Consider the following 25,146-nt stretch of genomic DNA (forward strand, 5'->3'; position numbering starts at 1 on the left):
ATGAGCCTCAGCGACGGGTAATCAGCGACGGGTAATCAGCCCTTGCCGGGCGACGCGGGTCAGTTGCCGGATCATTTCAGGGGCGTCTTCGACGCTGGGCGACTGAATCACCGCCAGGTCGAAACTGTCCGTGGCAAAGCGCGCCAGGGATTCACCGTCTTCGACAAACTGGATCAGGAAGGCGGCGGGCCCACCGGTACGCCGTGGCCAACCATCGAGGTAACGCAGGAGCGTCGGCTGATGTTTGCCGCCAAGCAGGATTTTTGGATTGCGCTGGGTGAGATGTGCCGTGATCGGCGCAGGACGTACAACGGGGTTTAGTGCATTCATCGTGTCGTGTCTCTGCCTCAAAAAGTCTGCATGGCAGGTGAGAGGCAACACCGAACCAGCGCTTTAGCGGTATTTCGAAGCCTGCTTCAAGCTTCTGTCGGCAACTGAATGAAGTCACCTGGCGCCCCGCAAGTAGCTGTTTAAATCGGCGCATGGGCAGCATCCTAGAGAAGCTGACCGGACAGTGTCAAGAATGACGCCCAACAAAAAAGGCTCGTCCAATCCAGCGACGAGCCTTGTTCTAAACCAGCCTTGCCCCTGACAGGGCCTGCATCAGAGGCGATCGCGAGCGATCCCGCTGCGAATGCGCAGGATATCGGCGAGCACCGCCAGGGCGATTTCCGCCGGGGTCTTGCTGCCCAGGTTCAGCCCGATGGGCGCATGGATCCGCGCCAGTTGCGCCTCCTCCAGCCCACCAATGCGCCGCAGCCGTTCGAAACGCTTTTGCGAAGTCTGCAGGGAGCCCATCACGCCGATGTAGAACGCGTCGGTGCGCACCGCTTCCATCATCGCCAGGTCATCGATGCGCGGATCGTGGGTCAGCGCCACTACCGCCGTGTCGCTGTGGCAGCCGCCGTCGGCGATGAACACCGACGGCAGTTGACGACGAATTTCCACGTTGTCCAGCACCACGCCTTCCAGCACTTCGTCCCGCGGATCGCACAGAATCACCTCGAAACCCAGGCCCACGGCAAACTCCGCGCAGGCCTGCGCGACACTGGAATAACCGGCCAGCAATAGGCGCTGCGCCGCGCCGATGCGCAGCCTGACGCGATCGATCTCGCGTTCGACGCGTACGCCCTGCTCGCGATCATCCAACAGACTGCGCGCGCCGCTGGCCAGGTCGACTTCACGGATCAGCCGACGCCGGCCCAACAGCGCCGATTCCAGCTCCCGCAGATGCGCCTGCACCTCACAGACCGGCTCAAGCTTCTCCACCAGCACATCGAGCACACCGCCGCAGGGCAGGCTGACCCGCGAGCGCGGGTCATCGCCTTCGCCGTAGCGCACGACGCTGACCGGTTGCTCGAATGCACCTTCGCCGACGCGCGCGAGGAAGTCTTCCTCGACACAGCCGCCGGACAAAGATCCGATCCACTGCCCGCCGGCATTCACCGCCAGCAACGAACCCGGCGCCCGGGGCGCCGAGCCGTAGGTGGCAAGCACAGTGCACAGCCAGACACGCTGCCCGCCTATCGACCACGCCAGCGCCCGCCGCACCACCTGCAGATCCAGATGCTGCATGTCAGTGCGCCTTGTGCTCGAGCGGCGGCGCGTCGGCCCGCAGCTTCTGCACATCGCCCAAGGCCAGGTCACCCGGTTGACCGCCCCAGCCCTGGCGCAGGTAATTCAACAGATCGGTCAGCTGCTCATCACTCAGCTTCTGCGCGAAACCCGGCATCGGCTGCATGTGTTCGAAGCCGGAGAATTTCTGCTCGCCAATGCCATCGTCGATCACCCGCACCAGGTTGCGCGGGTCTTCCAGGCGCAAGGTGGTATTGCCACGCATGGCCACGGCGATGTGCGGCTTGCCCTCGCCACCTGGCGCGTGGCAACCGGCACAGACGTTCAGGTAGTCCTGACGGCCGCGCTGGGCACTGGCGCTGAGCTGGTCCAGCGGCACGTCGGTCAGGACTTTCGCCGCCGGTGGTTGATCACCGAGCAGGAAGGTCGCCATCGCCGCCAGGTCCGCATCGTTGAGGCCCTGGGTGCTGTTGTGGAACACCGGGAACATCTCGTTGAACATGGTGCCCTGGGCGCTCATGCCGTGCTTGAGGAACGAGCTCAGGTCCTGGTGATTCCAACCGCGCGCGGCCAGGTCGGTGGCCAGCAGGCTCGGGGCCAGATAGCCGTTGAGAATGCCGCCGGTCATGCGTTTGTCCTGCTGCATCGCGCCGGGCAAGCCACGTGGGGTGTGGCATTCGCCGCAGTGACCGAGCACGTCGACCATGTACTGGCCGCGCTTCCAGGCTTCGCTCTTGCCTTCGGCCGGTTCCAGCTTGACGTCCTTGCCGTACATCATGTTCCAGCCCATCAGGCCCAGGCGCACGTTGAACGGAAAGCTCAGGCTGGTGACCGGCGCGGCACGTTCGATCGGCGCGACGGTTTTCAGGTAGGCGTGAATCGCGTCGGAATCTTCACGCGGCATCAGGTGATACGAGGTGTACGGCATCGCCGGGTACAGGTTGGCGCCATCACGACGCTTGCCTTCGGTGAGCGCAGCGAAGAATTCGTCATCGTTGTACAGGCCGATGCCGTGCTCTTTGCTCGGGGTGATGTTGGTGCCGTAGATCGTGCCGAACGGCGAAACGATCGGCAGGCCACCTGCGTACGGCGCGCCACCCGGCGCGGTGTGGCAGGCCATGCAGTCGGCGGCGCGGGCCAGATAAGCCCCACGAGCGACCTGATCGTCCGCCTGCGCCAGCAACACAGGCGCAGCCAGGCCGACCGCCAGGGTCAGGCGGGTCATTAGATGCTTCATGCTCAACCCTCCTTGACCAGGCCGAGATCGGTCAGCACGTTGCGGGTGGCGCTGTAGTAGCGCACGTACCCGGTGCAACGGCAGATGTGATGACCGAGGCTGTCCTCGATGACTTTTTCCAGCTGGCTCTTGACGATCGGCTGGCGCTGCAGCTTTTCCACCAGCACCGTCGCGGCATTCACGAAACCTGGCGCGCAGTAGCTGCACTGGAAGGCGAATTCGTCGACGAAGCGCTGCTGGATCGGGTTCAGCTCGGTGACCTTGCCCTGCTCGTCACGGCTCGCATGGCCTTCGATGGTGCGCACTTTCTTGCCTTCGAAATAGTGCGCGCCGGTGATGCAGGTGCGCACTTCCTCGCTGGTGCCATCGGGGTTGTCGACGATCACCACGCAGGCATGGCAGATGCCCTGGCCGCAGCCCAGGCGCGAGCCGGTGAGGTTCTTGTATTCGTGCAGGTAGTCGATCATCGGCAGGTCATCAGGGATGTCCACCGGGCCGACGGATTGACCGTTGAGGGTCAGTTGAAGCGGACGGTTAGCCATTGAGGGCCTCCTTGATGCGTGCAGAAGTGATAGGCAGGTCGCGAACGCGCTTGCCGATGGCGTGGGCCACGGCGTTGCCGATGGCGCCGACCACCGGGATCATCACCACCTCGGCAATGCCCTTGGACGGGTCGCTTGGCGACAATGGCGGGAGGATTTCCGCGGTCTGTTTCCACACCGCCACGTGCCGCGCCATCGGCAGGCGGTAACGGTTGAAGTTCCAGTCGCCCTCCCCCGGCCCGCCTTCGTACAGCGGCATTTCTTCCATCAAGGCATGCCCGATGCCCATGGCGATGCCACCTTCGAGCTGGCCCTTGACCAGTTCCGGCACCAGCACCCGGCCGCACTCGACCCACGAGTGGTGATTGAGCACCGACACTTCGTTGGAACCCTTGTTGACCTTCACTTCCACCAGCGTCGCCACCGGGCTGTAGTAAGTCACCGCCGCGTTGTTCAACTGGGTCGCCGGGTAGGCGATGTTCTGCCGGTCCAGCAGATGGAAACCGGCGCTGCTCATTTGCGCCTTCTTCGCCTTCGGTGCACCGTCGCCGTACTTGACCGCCAGGCCATCGAGCGGCAGACGCTCACGCACGCCATCGATGCTGAACTCGGCCTCGGCCCAGCTCCAGCGGTTGAAGCCGTGCACCGTGGCACCGGTGACCAGCCCGCGCTCGTGGGCACGTTTGGCCAGCACGTCGAACGGCAGCGGTTCCATGCCGTTGGCGGTGAGTTTGCCATCGACCCAATGGGCGTCTTCACGGCGCACCACGTAAGGGTTGGCCTGGCCGCCGTACGGGCCTTGTCGCCAGATCTCCAGCGCCGCCGGCCACAAACCGTGGTTGAACAGCACGCGCGCCGCTTCACGGGTGGCGTGGCTGAAGTAGTAGGCGGAGTTGGTCGCCGACGAGGCCGACGCGACCTTGCCGACCCAGCGCGGGTTACGCAGGAAGTTATCCTGCTCGGCCTGGCTCATGATGTACGGGTTGCCGCCGCTGATCAGCTGCAACTCTTTCCATTCGGTTTCGCCGGTCTTCACTTCGTGCGCCGGGTTGCCGAGGAAATCGGCCACCACCATCGCCTGGGAGGTGGACATGCCGGTACCGATTTCGATACCGATGTGGCGCAGGGTGATGCGACCGTCAACGGTGTATTCGATGCTGGCCATCGGCGCTTCGGAACCGGTGCCGAAGTCTTTCTGGCAAATGGCGAAACCGACGCCATACCAGTTATCCGGGTCGGCGGCTTCGCGCTGTTGCTTGATCGCGTTGCGGTTTTTCCAGACTTCGTTGACGGCGGCCTTGTCGAGAATTTCGTGCAGGCGCAAGGCACCGGCCGGCACCGCACCCTGGGTGTTCTTCATGCCCGAGCGCAAGGCGTTCTTGCGGCGCAATTCGATGGCATCGACACCGAGGCGATCGGCGATTTCGTCGACCATCATCTCGGTCGACGCCATGCTCTGCAGCGTGCCGTAGCCGCGCATCGACCCGGCTTCCACCGCGCGCGAGTGATAGGCGGTGACCTGCAGGTCGTTCTGCGGCATGTAGTAGATCGACTGCGCCGCCGTGGCGCCGACTGCTGCCACGGACGGGCTGTAGTTGACCCGGCCGCCGCCGTCGACGCTCATTTCGGCGCGGAAGATCTTGAAGCTGTGATCGGTCTTGTCCACCGCCAGCTGGTAGCGGATGTCGAACGGGTGACGCTTGATGCCACTCTGGAACTGCTCGTAGCGGTCGTTGGCCAGGCGCACCGGCACACCGGCGCCGTACAACGCCGCCAAGGCTGCGTAGTAGACGAAGATGTTATGGTCTTTCGAGCCGTAGCCGACGGTGTAGCCAGGGTGCATGTTCAGGTTGGCCAGGCCGAAACGCGACGGCGCGATCATCTTCGCGGTCTCGGTAGCAGTCTCCAGTGGGCACTGCGTCGCAACCACAAAGTGCAGTGTCCTGGTCGCCGGGTCGTACCAGCCGTTGCCGTTGTCCGGCTCCATGGCGGCCGGCTCGATCGACGGTGTCTTGTAGCGTTCGTCGAACACCAGCCAGTTGTCCGGCGGCGTATCGATCTGCTGCTTCATGCGGTCGGCGTAGAACAGGCCGCGCTCGGTCAGGTTGCCGTGCAGGTTCGGCTGGGAATTCCACACCGGGCGACGGTTCTTCAGCATCGGGAACAGGATCGAGTCCTTGAGGCTGGCGAATTCGTCTTCGTCGGCCGAGGTCGGGCCACCCACGCGCACGTAGCGGAAGCTGCCGTAGGGATCGCCTTCGTAATATGGCACCTGGGCGCCGTAACGAATTGCTTTGTCATTGAACTTGAGCTGGGCCTTGGCCTGGCGGAAACGTTCGAAATCATTCCAGATCAGGATCGCCACCGGGTGACCGATGAACATCGGCACCTTGCCTTCAGGCAGCAACGGATCCGGCGCGTGCTCTTCCGGGAAGACGATGCCGTCCTTGACCAGGTCGTCGGCGGTGACGATGCGGTCAGGCTGCAGGTCGGCGCCGAGCCACGACAGGTCATAACCTGCGTAGATGCGGTCGGCCTTGATGGTTTTCAGCAGCATGGCGTGGCCTTGCTGTTGCGGCCAGCCCGGCATGTCCTTGGCACGGATGTCGCGGGCAAAGACCTTGCTGCCGCAGACCTTGGACAAGGCATCGTTACGGGCGCGCGCCTGGCCGTTGTTGCCGAGCCACTGCTCGGACGGCACGGTCACGCTGTTTTCCATCAAGGCTGCCAGCGCCTGACTGCCGAGCGGTGCAAGCGTCACGCTCACACCCGCCACCAGCCCGCCCTGGAGGAACGAGCGCCGGGATATTTCACGGTTGGACATGGATCATCCTATGGGCGGTCATGGGGGCCGCCCTTCTGGTTATGTTCTGGAAATCTCGAGTCTTGCAGAAGCCCTTCTTGACGATGCAAAGGGCTGTAATGACAGTGCAAAGCTGACCGAAAGGTTAACTTTAAAGGTTTATGCGCTCGCGGAAAACAAAAAACTGACCAAGGAATCAAAAAACCGCGGCTTTTCGACGCAGCAGATCGATGAACAGGCCCAGCTCCCGACTGATGTGTTCGCCCTTGCGCAACAACAACCCGAACGGCGCCAATTGCACATCCAGCTCAACCGGCAACGCCACCACCAAGCCCATTTTAAGGTAGTCGCGCAATGCGGTTTCCGACAGGACCATGATCGCATCGGTCAGTTGAATCAGCTGCTGCATGGAGTACACCGAACTGCACTCGATGATGTCCGCCGGCAGCGGCAAGGCCAGGCGCTGCAAGGCCTGGTCCAGGCCGATGCGCGCCGGACTGGTTTCCGGTTGCAGGATCCACGGCCAGCCGTTGACCAGTTCGGCCATCTCCAGTGTCTCGCGCCTGGCCAGCGGGTGGCCGGCATGCACCACCACCAGCAGGCGTTCGTTGCCCAGTTGTTCGAATTCATAGTGCTCGCTATCGGTGGCGGCATTGCGCCGGGCGATGGCCAGGTCGATGCGGCCCTGTTCCAGCAACTGGATCACCTGGTCGCTGGTGTCGCCCATGATGCGAATCCGCAGCTGCGGGTTGAGCGCCTTGATCTCGGCAATCGAATCCATCACCAGGTCCGGCGCCGCGCCCATGATGGTGCCGATCGACAGATAGCCGTAACCGCCCTGTTGCCGCGCGATCAGATCCTCGGCGCAACGGTCGAGGCCACTGATGGCCGACTCGGCAAAGCGAATCAATTCCTGACCCAGCGCCGTCGGTCGCATGCCCCGGGGTAAACGCTCGAACAGGTCGCAACCAAACATGTCTTCAATTTCATGGAGCATGCGGGTGGCGGCCGGTTGCGACATGTTCAGGCTTTGCGAAGCGCGGTGCAGGTTCTGGCTGGAATTGAGCGTCACCAGCATGTGCAAATGCTTGTAGCGCAGGCGGTTGAGCAGGCTGCGGGAGATGATGGGCGTGGTCATGGCGGGCCTTGTTATCGATACCCTTAGGGTATCAGTTGTTAGCTAGATTCGATTTGTAACGCATCGATCAGCGGCCGTACAGTCTTCCCCATAAGAACAAATGCCCTACCAAAGGAAAACCGCGATGAAGACTCTACCCGCGCCTCTGCTCGCCAAGATTTCCTGGCGGCTGCTCCCATTTCTCCTGCTGATGTACATCATGGCCTTCCTCGACCGCGCCAACGTCGGGTTCGCCAAGCAAGCTTTCCAGGCCGATACCAATATCAGTGACGCCGCCTTCGCCTTCGGCGCCGGGGTGTTCTTCGTCGGTTATGCCCTGCTCGAAGTGCCGAGCAACCTGATCCTGCACCGCGTCGGCGCCCGTTTGTGGATGTGCCGGATCATGGTCACCTGGGGCCTGGTCTCCGCAGCCATGGTCTTCGCCCACACCGAAACCAGCTTCTACATCCTGCGCTTCCTGCTGGGCGTGGCCGAAGCCGGATTTTTTCCCGGCGTGATCCTCTACCTCACCTACTGGTTCCCCAGCGCCGTACGCGGCAAGGCCATGGGTTTCTTCTACTTCGGCGCGCCGCTGGCGTTCATCTTCGGCAGCCCGTTGTCCGGCCTGCTGCTGGAGTTGGACGGCTTTGTCGGCTTCCACGGCTGGCAGTGGCTGTTCGCCGTTGAAGGCTTGATGGCCACGGCGGTAGGTATCTGGGCGTACTTTTACCTGGACAACCGCCCGGCGGATGCCAAATGGCTGACGGTCGAAGAACGCCAGCAGGTGCAGAACCTGCTCGATCAGGAAGACAGCCACAAACAGAATCACGGTCGCAGCCTGCTCAACGTGATCTGCCAGCCGTCGGTGCTGTACCTGTGCCTGATCTACCTCTTGATCCAGGCCAGCGTCTACGGCGTGGTGTTCTACCTGCCGACCCAGGTCGGCGGATTGCTGGGCACCAAGGTCGGGCTGATGGTCGGGCTGGTCACGGCGATCCCATGGATTTGCGCGCTGGTGGCGGCTTACCTGATTCCCGGCTACAGCGACCGCACCGGCGAACGCCGCCGCACCGCCAGCCTGACCCTGCTGATGGCCGCCGCCGGTATCGCCTGCTCGGTGACCTTCAGCAGTCCGTTCCTGGGCATCGTCGCCCTGTGCTTCGCCGCGTCCGGTTTCATCGCCGTGCAACCGGTGTTCTGGACCTTCCCTTCCAGCTACCTCGCCGGCAGCGCCGCGGCGGCCGGCATCGCCCTGATCAACTCGTTCGGTGCCCTCGGCGGCTTCATCGCCCCGGTGCTGAAGAACTGGGCCGAAGGCGCCTTCCATTCTCCGGCAGCCGGCCTGTACCTGCTGTCCGCCACCACCGTCATCGCCGCGTTGCTGGTCCTGGGCGTGCGTTCGCCCGGGCATGAAGCTTCGAACAAACCGGCCACCGTTTAAACCTGACCGCCGTTAAAAAAAGGAATCACACCATGGGCATTCCAACCATCAAGCACGTCCGCGCTTTCACTCTGCGAGGCGGCGGCGCGGATTACCACGATCAGGCCGATGGCCACTGGATCGACGATCACATTGCCACGCCGATGAGCAAATACCCGGAGTACCGCCAGAGCCGCCGCACCTTCGGCATCAACGTGCTCGGCACCCTGGTGGTGGAGATCGAAGCCAGCGACGGCACGGTTGGTTTTGCGGTGACCACGGGCGGCGAGCCGGCCGCCTACATCGTCGAGAAACACCTGGCGCGCTTCCTCGAAGGGGCGAAAGTCACCGACATCGAAAAGATCTGGGACCAGATGTACCAATCGACCCTGTATTACGGGCGCAAAGGCATCGTGATCAACACGATTTCCGGGGTCGACCTGGCGCTGTGGGACTTGCTCGGCAAGATCCGCCAGGAGCCGGTGCACCAGTTGCTCGGCGGCGCGGTGCGCGATGAATTGCAGTTCTACGCCACCGGCGCCCGCCCGGACCTGGCGCAGAAAATGGGTTTTATCGGCGGCAAGATGCCGCTGCACCATGGCCCGGCCGAAGGCGAGGAAGGCCTGCGCAAGAACCTCGAAGAACTGGCGACCATGCGCGAACGGGTCGGCCCGGACTTCTGGCTGATGCTCGATTGCTGGATGAGCCTGGACCTCAACTACGCCACCAGACTGGCGGTCGGCGCCCACGAACATGGCTTGAAGTGGATCGAAGAAGCCCTGCCGCCGGACGATTACTGGGGCTACGCGGCCCTGCGCAACAACGTGCCCAAAGGCATGCTGGTGACCACCGGCGAACATGAAGCCACCCGCTGGGGCTTCCGCATGCTGCTGGAGATGGGCTGCTGCGACATCATCCAGCCGGATGTCGGCTGGTGCGGCGGCCTCACCGAACTGGTGAAGATCTCGGCCCTGGCCGACGCCCACAACGCCCTGGTCATTCCCCACGGCTCGTCGGTGTACAGCTATCACTTCGTCGCCACCCGGCATAACAGCCCGTTCGCCGAATTCCTGATGATGGCGCCCAAAGCCGACGAAGTGGTGCCGATGTTCCATCCGCAATTGCTCGGCGAACCGGTACCGGTGAACGGTCGCATGCGCCTGTCGGCACTCGACCAGCCAGGATTCGGCGTGACCCTCAACCCGGAATGCCAACTGCATCGGCCGTATAGCCGCTGAGCCAGGAGTTCGTGATGAACATGCCGCACAACGCTTTCAAGGCCGCCCTGAACAAACCTGCGCCGCAATATGGCATCTGGGCCGGGTTCGCCACCGGCTACGCCGCCGAGATCGTCGCCACCACCGGTTATGACTGGATGCTGATCGACGGTGAACACGCACCCAATACCGTGCCCGGCGTACTCGCCCAATTGCAGGCCGTGGCGCCCTACCCCACGGCACCCATCGTGCGCGCCGTGAATGGCGACGCCAACCTGATCAAGCAGGTGCTGGATATCGGTGCGCAGACGCTGATGATCCCGATGGTCGAAACCGCCGAACAGGCCCAGGCCCTGGTCCGCGCCATGCGGTACCCACCCCACGGCATCCGTGGCGTCGGCGGCGGCCTGACCCGCGCCACTCGCTGGGACGGCGTGCCGGATTACCTGAACACCGCCCATGAACAGCTGTGCCTGATCGTGCAGGTGGAATCGCGGCTCGGCGTGGAAAACGTCGCAGCCATTGCCGCCGTCGAAGGCGTCGACGCGGTGTTCATCGGCCCGGCGGATCTGTCCATTGGTCTGGGCCATGCCGGCAATCCCGGTCACCCGGAAGTTCAGGAACGCATTCAACACGCGGTCAACGCGACGCTGGCGGCCGGCAAGGCCTGCGGCATCCTCGCACCCAATGAAGAAGACGCGCGGCGCTATCAGGGCTGGGGCTGCCAGTTCATCGCCGTGGCCATCGACATCAGCCTGCTGCGCCAGAGCGCCATGGCCACCCTCGCCCGCTACCGCACACCGGCCACCGAACACGCGCCGTCGCGTACCTACTGATCAGCCAAGGAGTCGTTCCATGTCATCCGTGCCTGTTTACGAAAACTTCATCAACGGCCAGTTCGTGGCCAGCGCTGCCCACATTGACGTGATCAACCCGGCCACCGGTGCCTTGTTGTCGAAGGTGCCGGCGTCGAATGCCGAAGACGTCGATCGCGCCCTCGCTGCGGCGCGCTCCGCGCAAAAGGACTGGGCGCGCAAGCCGGCGAATGAGCGCGCCGGTTACCTACGGCGCATCGCCGCCAAACTGCGGGAAAACGTTGCGCACCTGGCGCGCACCATCACCCTGGAACAAGGCAAGATCAGCGGCCTGGCCGAAGTCGAAGTCAACTTCACCGCCGACTACCTCGACTACATGGCCGAGTGGGCGCGGCGCATCGAAGGTGAAATCATCACCAGCGACCGCCAGAACGAAAACATCTTCCTGTTCCGCAAACCCCTGGGGGTGGTGGCGGGGATCCTGCCGTGGAATTTCCCGTTCTTCCTGATTGCCCGCAAGATGGCCCCCGCCCTGCTGACCGGCAACACCATCGTCATCAAACCGAGTGAAGAAACGCCGAACAACTGTTTCGAGTTCGCCCGACTGGTGGCAGAAACCGACCTGCCGCCCGGTGTATTCAACGTGGTTTGCGGTGACGGCCAGGTTGGCGCGGCGCTCAGTGGGCACAAAGGCGTGGACATGATCAGTTTCACCGGCAGCGTCGCCACCGGTTCACGGATCATGGCCGCCGCCGCACCGAACATCACCAAGCTCAATCTGGAACTGGGTGGCAAGGCCCCGGCCATCGTGCTGGCGGATGCCGACCTGGACCTGGCGGTGAAGGCCATTCGCGATTCGCGGATCATCAACAGCGGCCAGGTGTGCAATTGCGCCGAGCGGGTGTATGTCGAACGCAAGGTGGCGGATCAATTCATCGAGCGCATCGCCGCCGCCATGAGCGCGACCCGCTATGGCGACCCGATTGCGCAACCCGATGTGGAGATGGGCCCGCTGATCAATCGCCAGGGCCTGGACAGCGTCAACCGTAAAGTCCGTACAGCACTGAGCCAGGGCGCCAGCCTGATCAGCGGCGGGCAGGTTGCCGACCTGCCGAACGGCTTTCACTTCCAGCCCACGGTCCTGGCGGGCTGCCGCGCCGACATGGAGATCATGCGCGAGGAAATCTTCGGTCCGGTGCTGCCGATCCAGATCGTCGACGACCTGGATGAAGCCATCGCCCTGGCCAACGACTGCGACTATGGCCTGACCTCGTCGATCTACACCCGGGACCTGAGCAAGACCCTGCACGCCATGCGCGAGCTGGATTTTGGCGAAACCTACGTCAATCGCGAGAACTTCGAAGCGATGCAGGGGTTTCATGCCGGGGTGCGTAAATCGGGGATTGGCGGGGCGGATGGCAAGCATGGGTTGTATGAGTACACCCATACTCATGCGGTGTATCTGCAGGGCTGAATACCTGCGGTGTTGCTGATGCCGCCTTCGCGAGCAAGCCCGCTCCCACATTGGTTTCTGTGTCGAACACACAATCAAATGTGGGAGCGGGCTTGCTCGCGAAGACGTCAGATCAGTCAACACAAGACCATCAGAAGTCCACAGTCGCCGACAGCAAATAGGTCCGTGGCGTCGACAGCGTCAACCCCGGCTCGCTGTCATCCGAAGCCCCCGCCGAACTCCAGTAGCGCTTGTCCGCCACGTTCTCGATATTGCCCCGCACGGTAATGGTCTTTTCATCAACCCTGAACGCATAACGCGCGCCCACGTCGAAACGCTCCCACGAATCGATTTCCTTGTTGTTGGACTGGTCCAGGTACTGCGAGCTGGAGTAGATGCCGCGACTGGTCAGGGTCAGGCCCTGGACGTTCGGCACGTCCCACTCGGCGCCCAGGTTGACGTTGTACTTCGGCGTGGCCGGCGCGCGGTTGCCGTCGAAGGTGCCATTGGTGGTGTCGTTCAACTCGCTGTCGATGTACATCACCCCACCGAGCAGCCGGAATCCGTCGAGCGGTTCGCCGAACACGCTCAGCTCCACACCATCGTTCTGCCGCTTGCCGTTGGGGCCGAAGACCCGCGTTGTGGCGTTGGTCTCGTAGGCCGGTTGCTTGATCCGGAACACCGCAGCGGTGACCGCGAACGCACCGGCGTCGTACTTGGCGCCGACCTCGACCTGGCGACTGATGAACGGCGGGAAGATTTCATCCTCGTTGATCGAGGTGGACGGGGCGATCTTGCCCTGGCTCAGGCCTTCCATGTAGTTGGCGTACAGCGACAGCTTGTCGGTGGCCTTGAACAGGATGCCACCCGATGGCGAGAATTTTTCCTCGTCATAGGCGGTGTCGCCCTTGACGTCATCCGACCAGTCATCCACCTGCACCCGCTGCCAGCGGCCGCCGAGGGTCAGCAGCAGGCGGTCATCGAAGAAACCCAGGGTGTCGGACAAGGCCACGCTGCTGAAGCGGTTCTCGGTATAGACCTCTGGGTCGAAGCGCGTGGGCCGTACGGGTGTCGGGGTTTCCACGGGGTCGTAAAGGTTGCTGGGGGCCGCAGCGTAACGGGCGCCGCCATTCTCGAAGTCCATGTAGAAATAGCTGGCGGCCAGGTTGACCTGATGGCTGACCGGGCCGGTATGAAACCAGTTGCGCACGCCGGCCGTGGCCGTGCGCACGTTTTCGTCGCGGGTGAAGTCCCGCGGCAGCACGCTGAAATCACCCGCATCGTTGGTGACCGCTACGGCATGCCTGAGAAAGTCATGGTTGCTTTTGCGCGCGCCCACACCGCCGTACAACAGCACTGAATCGCTGACATCGAATTCACCGTTCAGCGTGCCGAAAGTGTCCGTGGTGCGCGCCTGGCTCCAGGGCTGCGCATAGTTGTCGCGGACATCGTTGGCATTCGGCACCTTCGCGTTGACGCCAATCTGCACGCGCTCCTGGGGGGCATCGGTATTACGTTCGGTGTGGCCGATGTCGGTCGAGAGGCGCAGGCGGTCACCGCGAAAATCCAGGCCCAGCACCGCCATCTCGCGGTCGACGCTCTGGTGATCCCAGTCGGTGTCGCCAGACTGCTTCACGCCGTTGAAACGAATGCCGAACATGTCCTCCTCACCAAAGCGCCGGCCTACATCCACGGCACCGCCAAGCTGGTTGTTGGAGGCGTAACTGCCGGTGAACGAGGTGATCGGCTGGTCGGTCGCACGCTTTGGCACCACGTTGATCCCGCCGCCCACGCTGCCCCGTGGCGAGATGCCGTTGACCAGCTGGCTGGGGCCCTTGAGGATGTCGACGCGGTCGGCCATCTCCATGTCGATGGTATAGGTCGGCAGGACACCGTACAGACCGTTGTAGGAAACATCGCTGTTGAACAGGCTGAGTCCGCGAATGGTGAACTGCTCATAACGCCCTCCCGCCGGATTGGTCGCGCGAACCGAGGGATCGCTGGCCACCAGGTCGCCCAGGGTACGCGCCTGCAGGTTTTTCACCGCCTCGCTGGTGTAGGTGGTCATGCTGAACGGCGTTTCCATGAAGTCTTGCGAGCCGAGCAAGCCTTGCGAGCCACGGCGTGCAACCTGGCCACCGGCGTACACCGGGTCGACGGCGTCACCCGCTGTCGCGTAAATGGAAGTGGCGCCCAGTTGCAGGCTGCTGCCCGATGGTTCGGGAATCAGGATGTACGCCTGCTCGCCCACCGGTTGCAGTTGCAGGCCGGAATTCTGCAACAGGCGCACGAAGCCCTCCTCCACCCCATAGTTACCGGAAAGTCCCGCACTGCTGCGACCGCTGACCAGCGCCGGATCCACCGACAGGTTGACCCCGGCCAGGCCGGCGAACCGGGTGAGCGCATCGCTCAGGCTGCCGGCCGGCACCTGATAACTGCGACGAGTGGCGTCTTCGGCCCAGGCATGGCTGATGAAGATCGGGCTGGCACTCAGGCTCAACAACAGGCTCAGGCGCAACAACGGGCGCAGACCGGACGACGCCGGGCGTGGACGGCAAGACTTTACGGCGGGCATTGAAAAGGCTCTCTTGTGCGTTCAGTTGCCTTGAATGACAAGCGAGTCGAAAAAAGGGGACAGGCTTCACGCAACTTTTTTGCGCGGCGTCAGCGTTACCCAATAGCGAGTACGCATTTCCACCTCCAGCGGCAGGCTGGCCGCGAGCAGCGCGAGGATGCGATCGGTGTCGTCCAGGCGGAAACTGCCAGTGACCCGCAGCGCTTCGAGTTCCGGCGCCCAACGCAGGACACCCGGTCGATAGCTGTCGAGTTCGCGCAGGAATTCCCCCAGTGGCTGGTTGCTGGCCATCAATACGCCTTCGCGCCAGCCGGGTTGCAACACATCAAAAGCCTGTATCGCGGCGGCACCTGCCGCTTGCAGATCGACCTGCTGGCCCGCGCGCAACGTCAGCGCCGCGCCCTGCAAGGGTTGCAACTGCACGGCACCGCTGAACACCGATACCCGGCATCCGCGGCTGCCCTGGCGCACGCAGGCTTCGCCTTGACTGACGGTCACCTGACCGAACCGGGTCTGGATCATCAAGGGCGATGCACCCGGCACCTTCAGCGACATTTCGCCCTCCACCAGTTTCACCCGACGATTCGGCAAATCCACATCGACGGCGCTGGCCGTATTGAGCTGCAGGACACTGCCATCGGCCAGGGGTACCTGCTTGCGCTCGCCCGTGGCGGTGTGCAGGTCGGCGCGCCAGACGTCCAGTGGCAATTGCCGGCTGATCAGCCAGGCTGCCGGCACCAGCGCCACCGCGCCCAATGCGCGCTTGAGCACTACGCGTCGCGCAGGATCGGGGCGATCGAGGCTGCTCATGGCCAGCGCGGGAGGCAGGTCGGCAAAGCGCTGGCGCAAGGCCTGGGCCTTTTGCCAGGCGTGTTCATGACTGCGGCAGCTGTCGCGCCAGCGTTGCAGGTTCGCCCGGTCCTGATCGGTGGCACCTCCGGACTCGAGCAACGCCAGCCACTGCGCGGCGGCGCGCACGGCCTGGCGAACGTCGGCCGCCGGGCTGGTCACAGGTCCACCAACAGGCAATGCTCATAGGCTTGGGCCATGTAGCGTTTGATCGTACGTTCCGACACCGACAGGCGCTCGGCGATCTGCTGGTAGGTCAAGCCCTCGAGCTGACTCCAGAGAAACGCCCGGCGCACGGCCCTGGGCAAACCATCGAGCAGTTCGTCCAGCGCTTGCAGGGTTTCCAGCAGCAGCCAACGCTGTTCCGGGGACGGCGCACATTCTTCGGGCAGGGACGCCAACGCACTCAGGTAAGCCTGTTCCAGACTGCGCCGCTGGTAGAAATTGCTCAGCAGGCGCTTGCCCACCGTCAGCAGATAGGCACGGGGCTCTTGCAGGTCGGCAATGCGCTGGGAGCTGGCGAGCAAACGCAAGAAGGTATCCTGGCTCAGGTCCGCCGCATCACAAGCGTTGCCCATGCGTCGCCTCAGCCAGCTCTCAAGCCAGCTACGGTGATCGCGGTACAGGTCGTGAAGGGTTTGCTCCTTCGCCATCGCTGCATCACTCATCTGAAGAAACCCTGTGCCAGGCGTTATCGTAAATGAGAGTGATTCTAATTAATGTCACGAGGCAGCACCAAGTGCTTTATGCAGCGGATGCGCAGAAAGATTGGACGGCAAGCGTCATCGAGGAGAAAAAGGCATATTCCAGAAACAAAAAACCCCGGTCTTTCGACCAGGGTCTTTGCTATCGACTCGAAGTAGCCAGTGGCTTTCTTCGTAGCTCCAAGGCGTTCAGTGGGCCTTGGAGCAGATATGGCGCAGCGGACGGGACTCGAACCCGCGACCCCCGGCGTGACAGGCCGGTATTCTAACCGACTGAACTACCGCTGCGTATCGCTTTGAGCAGATGCTCAAGTAACTCGTCTGATTGAAAACTCAGTAGCTTTTCAATCTCGAGCCAGGCAGGCCTGACTCGGAAAATATGGCGCAGCGGACGGGACTCGAACCCGCGACCCCCGGCGTGACAGGCCGGTATTCTAACCGACTGAACTACCGCTGCGCGTCGGTGCAGGCATTTCAGCCTACGGCTTGCTTTCGCAAGTTTCTCGGGAGTGGTGGGTGATGACGGGATCGAACCGCCGACATTCTGCTTGTAAGGCAGACGCTCTCCCAGCTGAGCTAATCACCCGTTTGCATCTCCGAGGCCGCGAAATTTACGCAGGTAGCGAACCTAAGTCAATAGCAGGATTGAAGTTTTTTTTAAAAACAGCTTTTAGCGGCAAGCTTTGAGCTACAAGAGAGAAGCGGTTACCCACGAAGCAGGCGCACCGCTGTCAGGCTTTAACTTGCAGCTTGAAGCTTGAAGCTGCCCTTCACTGCTCATAGATCATCTTCTTGGTCATGCCGCCATCGACCACAAACTCCTGGCCAGTGACAAAACCAGCATTCTTCGACAGCAGCCAGGCCACCATCGCCGCCACATCCTCAACCGTCCCTACCCTGCCCGCCGGATGCTGGGCATGGTCGGCATCGGTTAGCGGCTCGGCACGACGCAGCGAAGGGTCCCGCGCATCGATCCAGCCGGGGCTCACGGCATTGACCCGAATCTCCGGACCAAGACTGATCGCCAGTGCGTGAGTCAGGGCCAACAAACCGCCCTTGCTCGCGGCATAGGCCTCGGTGTCCGGTTCCGACTGCCCGGCGCGGGTCGAGGCCAGGTTGACGATCGCCCCGCTATGGGCCCGCAGGTACGGCGCACAGTGCTTGGCCAACAGCATCGGCCCACTGAGGTTCACCGCCAGCACCCGGTTCCAGTACGCCAGGTCGAGGCTTTCCAGGGTGATGTTATGCGGATCGGCCACCGCTGCATTGCACACCAGCGCATCCAGGCGCCCGAACTGCCCCAGCACCTCGGCAACGCCCAGGGCCACCTGCCCTTCGTTGGAGACGTCCATGGCGATGAACCAGGCGTTGTCGCCCAGCACCTTCGCCACCCTCGAGCCACGATCGCGATCCAGGTCCGTGAGCACCACTTGCCAGCCTTCGCTGATCAACCAGGCCGCAATACCCAGGCCAATGCCCCGCGCCGCGCCGGTCACCAGCGCGACGCGACCATTGGAACCCGGTGGCGTGGACAACTCGATCACAAGGCAGCCAACCCGCGCGCCAGGTCGGCTTGCAGGTCTGCCACGTCTTCCAGGCCGACCGCAATGCGGATCAGGCTGTCACGAATACCCGCAGCTTCACGCTCCTGGGGCGCCAGGCGGCCGTGGGAGGTGGTGCTCGGGTGGGTGATGGTGGTCTTGCTATCGCCCAGGTTCGCCGTGATCGAAATCAGGCGGGTCGCATCGATGAAGCGCCAGGCGCCCTCTTTGCCGCCCTTGACCTCGAAACTCACTACCGCGCCGAAGCCCTTCTGCTGACGCAGGGCCAGCTCGTACTGCGGATGGCTCTTGAGACCGGCGTAATGGACTTTCTCGATGCCGTCCTGCTGCTCCAGCCACTCGGCCAGCTCCTGGGCGTTGGCACAATGGGCCTTCATCCGCAGGTTGAGGGTTTCCAGGCCCTTGAGGAAGATCCAGGCGTTGAACGGGCTCAGGGTCGGCCCGGCGGTGCGCAGGAAGCCAACCACTTCTTTCATCTGCTCGCTGCGCCCGGCCACGACCCCGCCCATGCAACGGCCCTGGCCGTCGATGAACTTGGTCGCCGAGTGCACGACGATGTCCGCACCCAGTTTCAGCGGCTGTTGCAGCGCCGGGGTGCAGAAGCAGTTGTCGACCACCAGCATCGCGCCCTTGGCGTGCGCGATGTTCGCCAGTTCGGCGATATCCACCAGCTCAGCCAACGGGTTGGACGGCGATTCGACGAACAGCAACTTGGTGTTGGCCTTGATCGCCGCGTCCCAGCCGGACAGGTCCGCCAGGGGCACGTAGTCGACTTCGACACCGAAGCGCTTGAAGTACTTCTCGAACAGGCTGATGGTCGAGCCGAATACGCTGCGCGACACCAGCACGTGGTCGCCGGCACTGCACAGGCTCATCACCACCGCCATGATCGCGGCCATGCCGGTGGCGGTGGCCACGGCTTGCTCGGCGCTTTCCAGGGCGGCAATGCGCTCTTCGAAGGCACGTACGGTCGGGTTGGTGTAGCGCGAGTAGACGTTACCCGGCACTTCCCCGGCAAAACGTGCGGCGGCGTCGCCAGCGGTGCGGAATACATAGCTGGAAGTGAAGAACATCGGATCACCGTGTTCGCCTTCCGGCGTACGGTGCTGACCGGCACGTACGGCCAGGGTATCGAACGCTACGCCTTCGAGGTCGCTGTCCAACCGACCGGCATCCCAATCCTGACTCATGCTGTCACTCCTTGCCTTATTCGGTAGTAGATACGAAACCGGCCCTGCAGGAGCGTGGCTTGCCCGCGAAGGATCCTTTGGATACGCCAAAAGCTTCGCGGCAAGCCTCGCTCCTACAAGGCCGGCTTTACTCAGTTGTTGTACAGATCGATGATCGCGCTGACCGCCTGGGTCTTGACCTTGGAGGCATCGTTACGTGCCTGTTCGATCTTGTTCAGGTAAGCCTCGTCGACATCGCCGGTCACATACTTGCCGTCGAACACCGCGCAATCGAAGTTCTCGATCTTGATCTTGCCGCCACCGACCGCTTCGATCAAGTCAGGCAGGTCCTGATAGATCAGCCAGTCGGCGCCGATCAGGTCCGCAACGTCCTGGGTCGAACGGTTGTGGGCGATCAGCTCGTGGGCGCTCGGCATGTCGATGCCATAGACGTTCGGGAAACGCACGGCCGGGGCTGCGGAGCAGAAGTAGACGTTCTTGGCGCCCGCTTCGCGTGCCATCTGGATGATCTGCTTGCAGGTGGTGCCGCGCACGATCGAGTCGTCCACCAGCATCACGTTCTTGCCGCGGAATTCCAGTTCGATGGCGTTGAGCTTCTGGCGTACGGATTTTTTCCGCGCAGCCTGGCCCGGCATGATGAAGGTCCGGCCGATGTAGCGGTTCTTCACGAAACCTTCGCGGAATTTCACGCCCAGGTGGTTCGCCAGCTCCAGGGCCGCGGTGCGGCTGGTGTCCGGGATCGGGATGACCACGTCGATGTCGTGATCAGGACGTTCGCGCAGGATCTTCTCGGCGAGCTTCTCGCCCATGCGCAGGCGCGCCTTGTACACCGACACGCCGTCGATGATCGAGTCCGGACGCGCCAGGTAGACGTGTTCGAAGATGCACGGGGTCAGGGACGGGTTGGTCGCGCACTGACGGGTGTGCAGCTTGCCGTCTTCGGTGATGTAGACCGCTTCGCCCGGTGCCAGGTCGCGGATCAGGGTGAAACCGAGCACGTCCAGGGACACGCTCTCGGAGGCGATCATGTACTCGACGCCTTCGTCGGTGTGACGCTGGCCGAACACGATCGGGCGGATGCCGTGCGGGTCGCGGAAACCGACGATGCCGTAGCCGGTCACCATGGCCACTACCGCGTAGCCACCGACGCAGCGGTTGTGCACGTCGGTAACGGCAGCGAACACGTCTTCTTCGGTCGGCTGCAGCTTGCCGCGCTGGGCCAGCTCGTGTGCGAACACGTTCAGCAGTACTTCCGAATCGGAGCTGGTGTTGACGTGGCGCAGGTCAGATTCGTAAATCTCCTTGGCCAACTGTTCAACGTTGGTCAGGTTACCGTTGTGCGCCAGGGTGATGCCGTAAGGCGAGTTGACGTAAAACGGTTGAGCTTCGGCCGAAGTCGAGCTGCCCGCGGTCGGATAGCGCACATGGCCAATGCCCATGTGGCCGACCAGGCGCTGCATGTGACGCTGCTGGAACACGTCACGCACCAGGCCGTTGTCCTTGCGCAGGAATAACCGGCCATCATGGCTGGTCACGATACCGGCAGCGTCCTGGCCGCGGTGCTGGAGGACGGTTAGCGCGTCATACAGCGCCTGATTGACGTTCGACTTACCGACGATACCGACGATGCCACACATGCGACGCAACCCCTACTTAATGGATCTGAACTGAACAACACTCACTGAGGCGTTTTGGCCATCGGCAAGAGCTGCTCCTTGAACGGTATATCAGCGGGTACGCTGATACCGCTGGCAAGCCACTGACTGCTCCACCCGAGAATCAGGTTCTTGGACCAGTCGGCGACCAATAAAAATCTTGGCACGAGCTGGGACTCTTTCCACCACCCGTCCTGCTGTACCGGCCCCAGGCTCAACAGCCCGACCGCCACGACCACCAGCAACACGCCACGCGCCGCGCCGAAGGCCATGCCGAGGAATCGATCGGTCCCGGACAACCCGGTGACGCGAACCAACTCGCCGATAAGATAATTGATCATTGCGCCTACGATCAGCGTGGCGACAAACATGATGGCACAGCCCGTGATTATACGAGCCGATGGGGTCTGGATGTATCCGGCGAGGTACTCGGACAATGAGCCACCAAACATCCAGGCAACGGCTCCTGCGATGATCCAGGTCACGAGCGACAGTGCTTCCTTGACGAAGCCGCGGCTCAGACTGATCAATGCGGAGATGGCGACGATTGCAACGATCGCCCAGTCAACCCAGGTAAATGGCACAGTGCAGCCTACAGACGGATAAGGCGGCGCATTTTAGCAGAGCCCATGCTTATCGGTAAGCTGCGATTGTCAGTGCATTTCAAATCGTGTCGATAGATTTAGCCACGCTCTGGCTGAAAGCGCACGACAAAGCCCTTGAGGTTCTGCTGGCGGTTCAGCAAGTCGCGCAGGCGATCGGCTTCTGCACGCTCGATCAGCGGCCCGACGAACACCCGATTCTTGCCATCGGCAGTGCGGATGTAGGCATTGTAACCCTGGCTGCGCAGGGTTTTCTGCAGCTTTTCCGCACTCTCACGGTTGGCCAGGCTGGCCAGTTGCACCGACCAGCTGACCGACAGGCCATTGGCGTCGACACGGCTTTGCGTGGTATCCGGCTTGCCCGGTGCGGCGCTGATCGGTTGCGACGGCGCCGTGGCAGGCTTGGCAGCCAGCGCCGGGACGGGCGCAGGTGCCGGGGGCGGTGTGACCGGTTTGACGGCAGGCGCCGGAGCGGCAGGCGCAACCGGGGCAACCGGCGCTTCCTGCTGGGCGATTTCCTCGTCGCTCGGCACGGGCTCCTGCGGCAGGGCCTGGGGTTCAGGCACCACCACCGGCTCCACCTGCACTTGCGGCATCACCGGCGCTTGCGGCGCCGCCGGGGCCTGGACCGTCACCTGGCGCTGCTCGTCCTGGCGGGAAAACAGCATCGGCAGGAAGATCACCGCCAACGCCACCAGAACCAGGGCGCCGACCATGCGCTGCTTGTAAGCCTTATCCAGCAATGCCATTTGCCGCTTCCTCCGTGGAGCGCCGGGCCAGCCACTCGAGGGCCTCGGCAACACAATAGAATGATCCGAACAACAGAATCTCGTCGTCGCTCGTCGCCCGCGCACACTGCCCTTCCAGGGCGGCGGCCACGCTGTCATAGGACGTCACCGCAGCACCGCGCTTGTCCAGCGCCTCGCGCAAGTCAGCCACCGGTCGCGCCCGCGGCGAATCCAGCGGCGCAACGGCCCAGTGCTCGACACTAGCACTCAATTCGCCCACAACACCATCCAGATCCTTGTCCGCCAGCAATCCGAAGACCGCCAGGCGCTTGCCAGCCGGTGGTCGGCTGGCCAGGCGACGGGCCAGATACTCGGCGGCATGGGGGTTATGCCCCACATCCAGCAACAAGTTAAGGCGCTTGCCCTGCCAGTCGACTTGCCGACGATCAAGACGACCGATCATCCGCGTCGCTTGCAGCGCCTGGACAATCTGCGCCTGCACCCAAGGTAAACCGAGCAGCAGATAGGCCTGCAACGCCAAGGCGGCGTTTTCCATCGGCAGGTCGAGCAACGGCAGGTCGCGCAGCTCGACTGCACGCCCTTGCGCGTCAACACCACGCCACTGCCAGCTGTGGTCAGTCACACCCAGGTCGAAATCGCGCCCACGCAGGAAAAACGGGCAGTTGAGCTCGCGCGCCTTGTCCAGCAGGGGTTGCGGGGGATTCAGGTCACCGCAGAGCGCGGGCGCGCCCTGACGGAAGATCCCGGCCTTCTCGAAAGCCACGGACTCACGGGTATCGCCCAGGTAATCCGCATGGTCGACGCCAATGCTGGTGACCAGCGCCATGTCGGCGTCCACCACGTTGACCGTGTCCAGACGCCCGCCCAAGCCGACTTCCAGCACCACGGCGTCGAGTCTGGACTGTTGAAACAGCCAGAACGCTGCCAGGGTACCCATCTCGAAATAGGTCAGGGATGTGTCGCCGCGGCCGGCCTCGACCGCCGTGAAAGCCCGGCACAGCTCGGCGTCAGTAGCTTCGACGCCATTGACCTGCACCCGCTCGTTGTAACGCAGCAGGTGCGGAGAACTGTAGACACCGACGTTCAGGCCCTGCGCCCGCAGCAATGACGCCACGAACGCACAGGTCGAGCCCTTGCCATTGGTGCCGGTGACCGTGATCACCCGAGGCGCCGGCTTGCCCAGTCCCATGCGGGACGCTACCTGCTGCGAGCGCTCAAGGCCCATGTCGATGGCCGAAGGGTGCAACTGCTCAAGGTAGGCGAGCCACTCGCCAAGGGTACGTTCGGTCATATGTTGGCAGGTACCGGTGGAACGACGATTGGCTCGATGGGTGCAGCGACGAATTTCGGCGTCGGCAGGCCCATCATTTGCGCCAGCAGGTTACCCAGGCGCGGCCGCAGTTCCTGACGGTGAATGATCATGTCGATCGCGCCGTGCTCCAGCAGGAACTCGCTGCGCTGGAAGCCTTCCGGCAGTTTTTCGCGCACGGTCTGCTCGATCACGCGCGGGCCGGCAAAGCCGATCAGGGCTTTCGGCTCGCCGACGATCACGTCGCCCAGCATCGCCAGGCTGGCGGAAACACCACCGTAGACCGGGTCGGTCAGCACGGAGATGAACGGAATGCCTTCTTCACGCAGACGCGCCAGGACCGCCGAGGTCTTGGCCATTTGCATCAGGGAGATCAGGGCTTCCTGCATCCGCGCGCCACCGGAGGCGGAGAAGCAGATCATCGGGCAGCGATTTTCCAGGGCGTAGTTGGCGGCGCGCACGAAGCGCTCACCGACGATGGCGCCCATCGAACCACCCATGAAGGAGAATTCGAACGCCGACACCACCACCGGCATGCCCAGCAGGGTACCGCTCATCGAGATCAGCGCGTCTTTTTCGCCGGTCTGCTTCTGCGCCGCGGTCAGGCGATCCTTGTACTTCTTGCCGTCGCGGAATTTCAGGCGGTCAACCGGCTCCAGGTCGGCGCCCAGTTCGGTACGACCTTCGGCATCGAGGAAGATGTCGATGCGCGCGCGTGCGCCGATACGCATGTGGTGATTGCACTTGGGGCAAACGTCCAGGGTCTTTTCCAGCTCTGGACGATACAGCACAGCCTCGCAAGACGGGCATTTGTGCCAAAGACCTTCAGGCACCGAGCTCTTCTTGACCTCGGAACGCATGATCGAAGGGATCAGTTTGTCTACTAACCAGTTGCTCATGCTTTCTTTCTCCAGTACCGGCGGCCCGAACGCTCTGGTTCGCAGCCCCGCGTATGCCCTTGAGCTAAATTCATGTGTGCGGCGATGTTCGATGGGTGCCGGGTCAGTGAAGCGTGACCTGCGTACAGCCCATCAATCCTCAGCCGTTTTGTACAGTGCAGTGGACGGCGGCAGTCTGCCAGCCGTCACATCAAGGTGCCACGGACTGCCTTGATGAATGCCTGAATCTTTGCGTGATCCTTGATGCCCTTGCTCGCCTCTACCCCGCCACTGACATCCACCGCATACGGTCGAACCCGCGCCACCGCCTCGGCGACGTTTTCCGGGGTCAGGCCGCCCGCCAGGATGATCGGCTTGCTCAAGCCTTGCGGTATCAATGACCAGTCGAACGCCTGACCGGTTCCACCGGGAACACCTTCGACATAGGCGTCGAGCAAAATACCGCTGGCACCCGGATAAGCGTCGCAAGCCGCCGCGATATCGTCCCCGGCCTTGACCCGCAGCGCCTTGATGTACGGACGATGCCAGCCTTCGCAGTCCTCAGAACTTTCATCGCCATGGAACTGCAACAGGTCCAGCGGCACCGCGTCGAGGATTTCTCCCAGCTCGCAACGGCTGGCGTTGACGAACAGGCCCACGGTGGTGACGAACGGCGGCAACGCCTTGATGATCGCGCGCGCCTGCTGGAACGTCACGTTCCGCGGGCTCTTGGCGTAGAACACAAAACCGATGGCATCGGCCCCGGCCTCGACCGCCGCCAACGCATCCTCTATGCGGGTAATCCCGCAAATCTTGCTGCGAACGGCTGACATGTCGATTAATCCCCACGGCAAATCCGAGAAAGTCCCGGATGGTAACAAAAGCGTTCGAAGG

The 25,146-nt window shown here is 62.9% G+C and carries 21 protein-coding genes and 3 tRNA genes; 4 read left to right on the forward strand and 20 right to left on the reverse strand.

The annotated features are described in order from the left end of the window. Positions 1–21: 21 nt before the first annotated feature. From SOP95_RS08550 to SOP95_RS08575, 6 genes are all read right to left on the reverse strand, one after another. Entirely contained in the window at positions 22–330 is a 309-nt protein-coding gene (locus tag SOP95_RS08550) for a class I SAM-dependent methyltransferase (RefSeq protein WP_274075399.1), read from the reverse strand. A gap of 273 nt (positions 331–603) precedes the next feature. Next, on the reverse strand, positions 604–1,575 hold the full coding sequence (locus SOP95_RS08555; RefSeq protein WP_323606822.1) for an XdhC family protein: 972 nt from the start codon (positions 1,573–1,575) through the stop codon (positions 604–606). A gap of 1 nt (position 1,576) precedes the next feature. Beyond that, positions 1,577–2,812 carry a c-type cytochrome gene (locus SOP95_RS08560; RefSeq protein WP_323606823.1) on the reverse strand — a complete coding sequence of 412 codons (1,236 nt, stop codon included), beginning with the start codon at positions 2,810–2,812 and terminating at the stop codon, positions 1,577–1,579. Between the two features lie 2 nt (positions 2,813–2,814). Beyond that, the gene (locus SOP95_RS08565; RefSeq protein WP_046817930.1) at positions 2,815–3,354 is read right to left on the reverse strand and encodes a (2Fe-2S)-binding protein; all 540 of its coding nucleotides are present in this window, start codon (positions 3,352–3,354) and stop codon (positions 2,815–2,817) included. Then, a complete protein-coding gene (locus tag SOP95_RS08570; protein WP_323606825.1) occupies positions 3,347–6,178 on the reverse strand; it encodes a xanthine dehydrogenase family protein molybdopterin-binding subunit in 2,832 nt (943 codons plus the stop codon). Before SOP95_RS08570 ends, SOP95_RS08565 begins: the two co-directional genes overlap by 8 nt. A gap of 175 nt (positions 6,179–6,353) precedes the next feature. Further along, entirely contained in the window at positions 6,354–7,295 is a 942-nt protein-coding gene (locus SOP95_RS08575; RefSeq protein ID WP_323606827.1) for a LysR family transcriptional regulator, read from the reverse strand. Positions 7,296–7,419: 124 nt separating this feature from the next. Between SOP95_RS08575 and SOP95_RS08580 the strand changes: the two genes are divergently transcribed. Genes SOP95_RS08580 through aldA form a run of 4 tightly spaced genes read left to right on the forward strand, consistent with a single transcriptional unit; the run spans position 7,420 to position 12,200 of the window. Continuing rightward, positions 7,420–8,715, forward strand: coding sequence for an MFS transporter (locus SOP95_RS08580; protein ID WP_274075404.1), 1,296 nt, complete (start codon positions 7,420–7,422; stop codon positions 8,713–8,715). Positions 8,716–8,747: 32 nt separating this feature from the next. Continuing rightward, on the forward strand, positions 8,748–9,932 hold the full coding sequence (gene rhmD / locus SOP95_RS08585; protein ID WP_274075405.1) for an L-rhamnonate dehydratase: 1,185 nt from the start codon (positions 8,748–8,750) through the stop codon (positions 9,930–9,932). Positions 9,933–9,946: 14 nt separating this feature from the next. Beyond that, the gene (locus SOP95_RS08590; protein ID WP_323606828.1) at positions 9,947–10,747 is read left to right on the forward strand and encodes an HpcH/HpaI aldolase/citrate lyase family protein; all 801 of its coding nucleotides are present in this window, start codon (positions 9,947–9,949) and stop codon (positions 10,745–10,747) included. A 19-nt stretch (positions 10,748–10,766) separates the two neighbouring features. Continuing rightward, positions 10,767–12,200, forward strand: coding sequence for an aldehyde dehydrogenase (gene aldA / locus SOP95_RS08595; RefSeq protein WP_323606829.1), 1,434 nt, complete (start codon positions 10,767–10,769; stop codon positions 12,198–12,200). 130 nt (positions 12,201–12,330) lie between these two features. Here the strand turns inward: aldA and SOP95_RS08600 are convergent, their stop codons facing one another. The 14 genes from SOP95_RS08600 to SOP95_RS08665 form a co-directional block, all read right to left on the reverse strand. Beyond that, positions 12,331–14,754 (reverse strand): TonB-dependent receptor, encoded by a 2,424-nt coding sequence (locus SOP95_RS08600; RefSeq protein WP_323606830.1) that lies wholly within the window; start codon positions 14,752–14,754, stop codon positions 12,331–12,333. Between the two features lie 66 nt (positions 14,755–14,820). Next, positions 14,821–15,765: a FecR domain-containing protein gene (locus SOP95_RS08605; protein ID WP_323606831.1), complete on the reverse strand. Its 945-nt coding sequence runs from the start codon at positions 15,763–15,765 to the stop codon at positions 14,821–14,823. After that, positions 15,762–16,271, reverse strand: a complete 510-nt coding sequence (locus SOP95_RS08610; RefSeq protein ID WP_274075410.1) for a sigma-70 family RNA polymerase sigma factor — start codon at positions 16,269–16,271, stop codon at positions 15,762–15,764. Before SOP95_RS08610 ends, SOP95_RS08605 begins: the two co-directional genes overlap by 4 nt. Positions 16,272–16,518: 247 nt before the next feature. Then, positions 16,519–16,595, reverse strand: a tRNA-Asp gene (locus SOP95_RS08615). Positions 16,596–16,687: 92 nt separating this feature from the next. After that, positions 16,688–16,764, reverse strand: a tRNA-Asp gene (locus SOP95_RS08620). Positions 16,765–16,817: 53 nt separating this feature from the next. After that, positions 16,818–16,893 (reverse strand) — tRNA-Val (locus SOP95_RS08625). A 184-nt stretch (positions 16,894–17,077) separates the two neighbouring features. Beyond that, positions 17,078–17,851: an SDR family oxidoreductase gene (locus SOP95_RS08630; RefSeq protein WP_323606832.1), complete on the reverse strand. Its 774-nt coding sequence runs from the start codon at positions 17,849–17,851 to the stop codon at positions 17,078–17,080. Beyond that, positions 17,848–19,059 (reverse strand): O-succinylhomoserine sulfhydrylase, encoded by a 1,212-nt coding sequence (locus SOP95_RS08635; protein WP_323606833.1) that lies wholly within the window; start codon positions 19,057–19,059, stop codon positions 17,848–17,850. The genes SOP95_RS08630 and SOP95_RS08635 overlap by 4 nt, the downstream gene beginning before the upstream one ends. A gap of 131 nt (positions 19,060–19,190) precedes the next feature. Beyond that, positions 19,191–20,696: an amidophosphoribosyltransferase gene (gene purF / locus SOP95_RS08640; protein ID WP_274075413.1), complete on the reverse strand. Its 1,506-nt coding sequence runs from the start codon at positions 20,694–20,696 to the stop codon at positions 19,191–19,193. 41 nt (positions 20,697–20,737) lie between these two features. Then, on the reverse strand, positions 20,738–21,298 hold the full coding sequence (locus tag SOP95_RS08645; RefSeq protein ID WP_274075414.1) for a CvpA family protein: 561 nt from the start codon (positions 21,296–21,298) through the stop codon (positions 20,738–20,740). 98 nt (positions 21,299–21,396) lie between these two features. Next, on the reverse strand, positions 21,397–22,065 hold the full coding sequence (locus SOP95_RS08650) for an SPOR domain-containing protein (protein ID WP_323606834.1): 669 nt from the start codon (positions 22,063–22,065) through the stop codon (positions 21,397–21,399). Continuing rightward, entirely contained in the window at positions 22,049–23,356 is a 1,308-nt protein-coding gene (folC, locus tag SOP95_RS08655) for a bifunctional tetrahydrofolate synthase/dihydrofolate synthase (protein ID WP_323606835.1), read from the reverse strand. The genes SOP95_RS08650 and folC overlap by 17 nt, the downstream gene beginning before the upstream one ends. Continuing rightward, complete coding sequence (gene accD / locus SOP95_RS08660) at positions 23,353–24,273, reverse strand: acetyl-CoA carboxylase, carboxyltransferase subunit beta (RefSeq protein ID WP_323606836.1); 921 nt, start codon at positions 24,271–24,273, stop codon at positions 23,353–23,355. Before accD ends, folC begins: the two co-directional genes overlap by 4 nt. Positions 24,274–24,458: 185 nt before the next feature. Further along, complete coding sequence (locus SOP95_RS08665) at positions 24,459–25,085, reverse strand: phosphoribosylanthranilate isomerase (RefSeq protein ID WP_274075418.1); 627 nt, start codon at positions 25,083–25,085, stop codon at positions 24,459–24,461. Positions 25,086–25,146: the final 61 nt, after the last annotated feature.

Source organism: Pseudomonas sp. YuFO8 (assembly GCF_035065025.1).
Lineage (GTDB): Bacteria > Pseudomonadota > Gammaproteobacteria > Pseudomonadales > Pseudomonadaceae > Aquipseudomonas > Aquipseudomonas putida_AE.

Bases quoted from the DNA above. Each gene is read 5' to 3' on its own strand.
- SOP95_RS08665 (WP_274075418.1), bottom strand. From the start codon at position 25,085: ATGTCAGCCGTTCGCAGCAAGATTTGCGGGATTACCCGCATAGAGGAT.
- SOP95_RS08575 (WP_323606827.1), bottom strand. From the start codon at position 7,295: ATGACCACGCCCATCATCTCCCGCAGCCTGCTCAACCGCCTGCGCTAC.
- SOP95_RS08555 (WP_323606822.1), bottom strand. From the start codon at position 1,575: ATGCAGCATCTGGATCTGCAGGTGGTGCGGCGGGCGCTGGCGTGGTCG.
- SOP95_RS08570 (WP_323606825.1), bottom strand. From the start codon at position 6,178: ATGTCCAACCGTGAAATATCCCGGCGCTCGTTCCTCCAGGGCGGGCTG.
- SOP95_RS08610 (WP_274075410.1), bottom strand. From the start codon at position 16,271: ATGAGTGATGCAGCGATGGCGAAGGAGCAAACCCTTCACGACCTGTAC.
- SOP95_RS08565 (WP_046817930.1), bottom strand. From the start codon at position 3,354: ATGGCTAACCGTCCGCTTCAACTGACCCTCAACGGTCAATCCGTCGGC.
- SOP95_RS08635 (WP_323606833.1), bottom strand. From the start codon at position 19,059: ATGAGTCAGGATTGGGATGCCGGTCGGTTGGACAGCGACCTCGAAGGC.
- folC (WP_323606835.1), bottom strand. From the start codon at position 23,356: ATGACCGAACGTACCCTTGGCGAGTGGCTCGCCTACCTTGAGCAGTTG.
- aldA (WP_323606829.1), top strand. From the start codon at position 10,767: ATGTCATCCGTGCCTGTTTACGAAAACTTCATCAACGGCCAGTTCGTG.
- SOP95_RS08590 (WP_323606828.1), top strand. From the start codon at position 9,947: ATGAACATGCCGCACAACGCTTTCAAGGCCGCCCTGAACAAACCTGCG.
- purF (WP_274075413.1), bottom strand. From the start codon at position 20,696: ATGTGTGGCATCGTCGGTATCGTCGGTAAGTCGAACGTCAATCAGGCG.
- rhmD (WP_274075405.1), top strand. From the start codon at position 8,748: ATGGGCATTCCAACCATCAAGCACGTCCGCGCTTTCACTCTGCGAGGC.
- accD (WP_323606836.1), bottom strand. From the start codon at position 24,273: ATGAGCAACTGGTTAGTAGACAAACTGATCCCTTCGATCATGCGTTCC.
- SOP95_RS08550 (WP_274075399.1), bottom strand. From the start codon at position 330: ATGAATGCACTAAACCCCGTTGTACGTCCTGCGCCGATCACGGCACAT.
- SOP95_RS08560 (WP_323606823.1), bottom strand. From the start codon at position 2,812: ATGAAGCATCTAATGACCCGCCTGACCCTGGCGGTCGGCCTGGCTGCG.
- SOP95_RS08650 (WP_323606834.1), bottom strand. From the start codon at position 22,065: ATGGCATTGCTGGATAAGGCTTACAAGCAGCGCATGGTCGGCGCCCTG.
- SOP95_RS08580 (WP_274075404.1), top strand. From the start codon at position 7,420: ATGAAGACTCTACCCGCGCCTCTGCTCGCCAAGATTTCCTGGCGGCTG.
- SOP95_RS08600 (WP_323606830.1), bottom strand. From the start codon at position 14,754: ATGCCCGCCGTAAAGTCTTGCCGTCCACGCCCGGCGTCGTCCGGTCTG.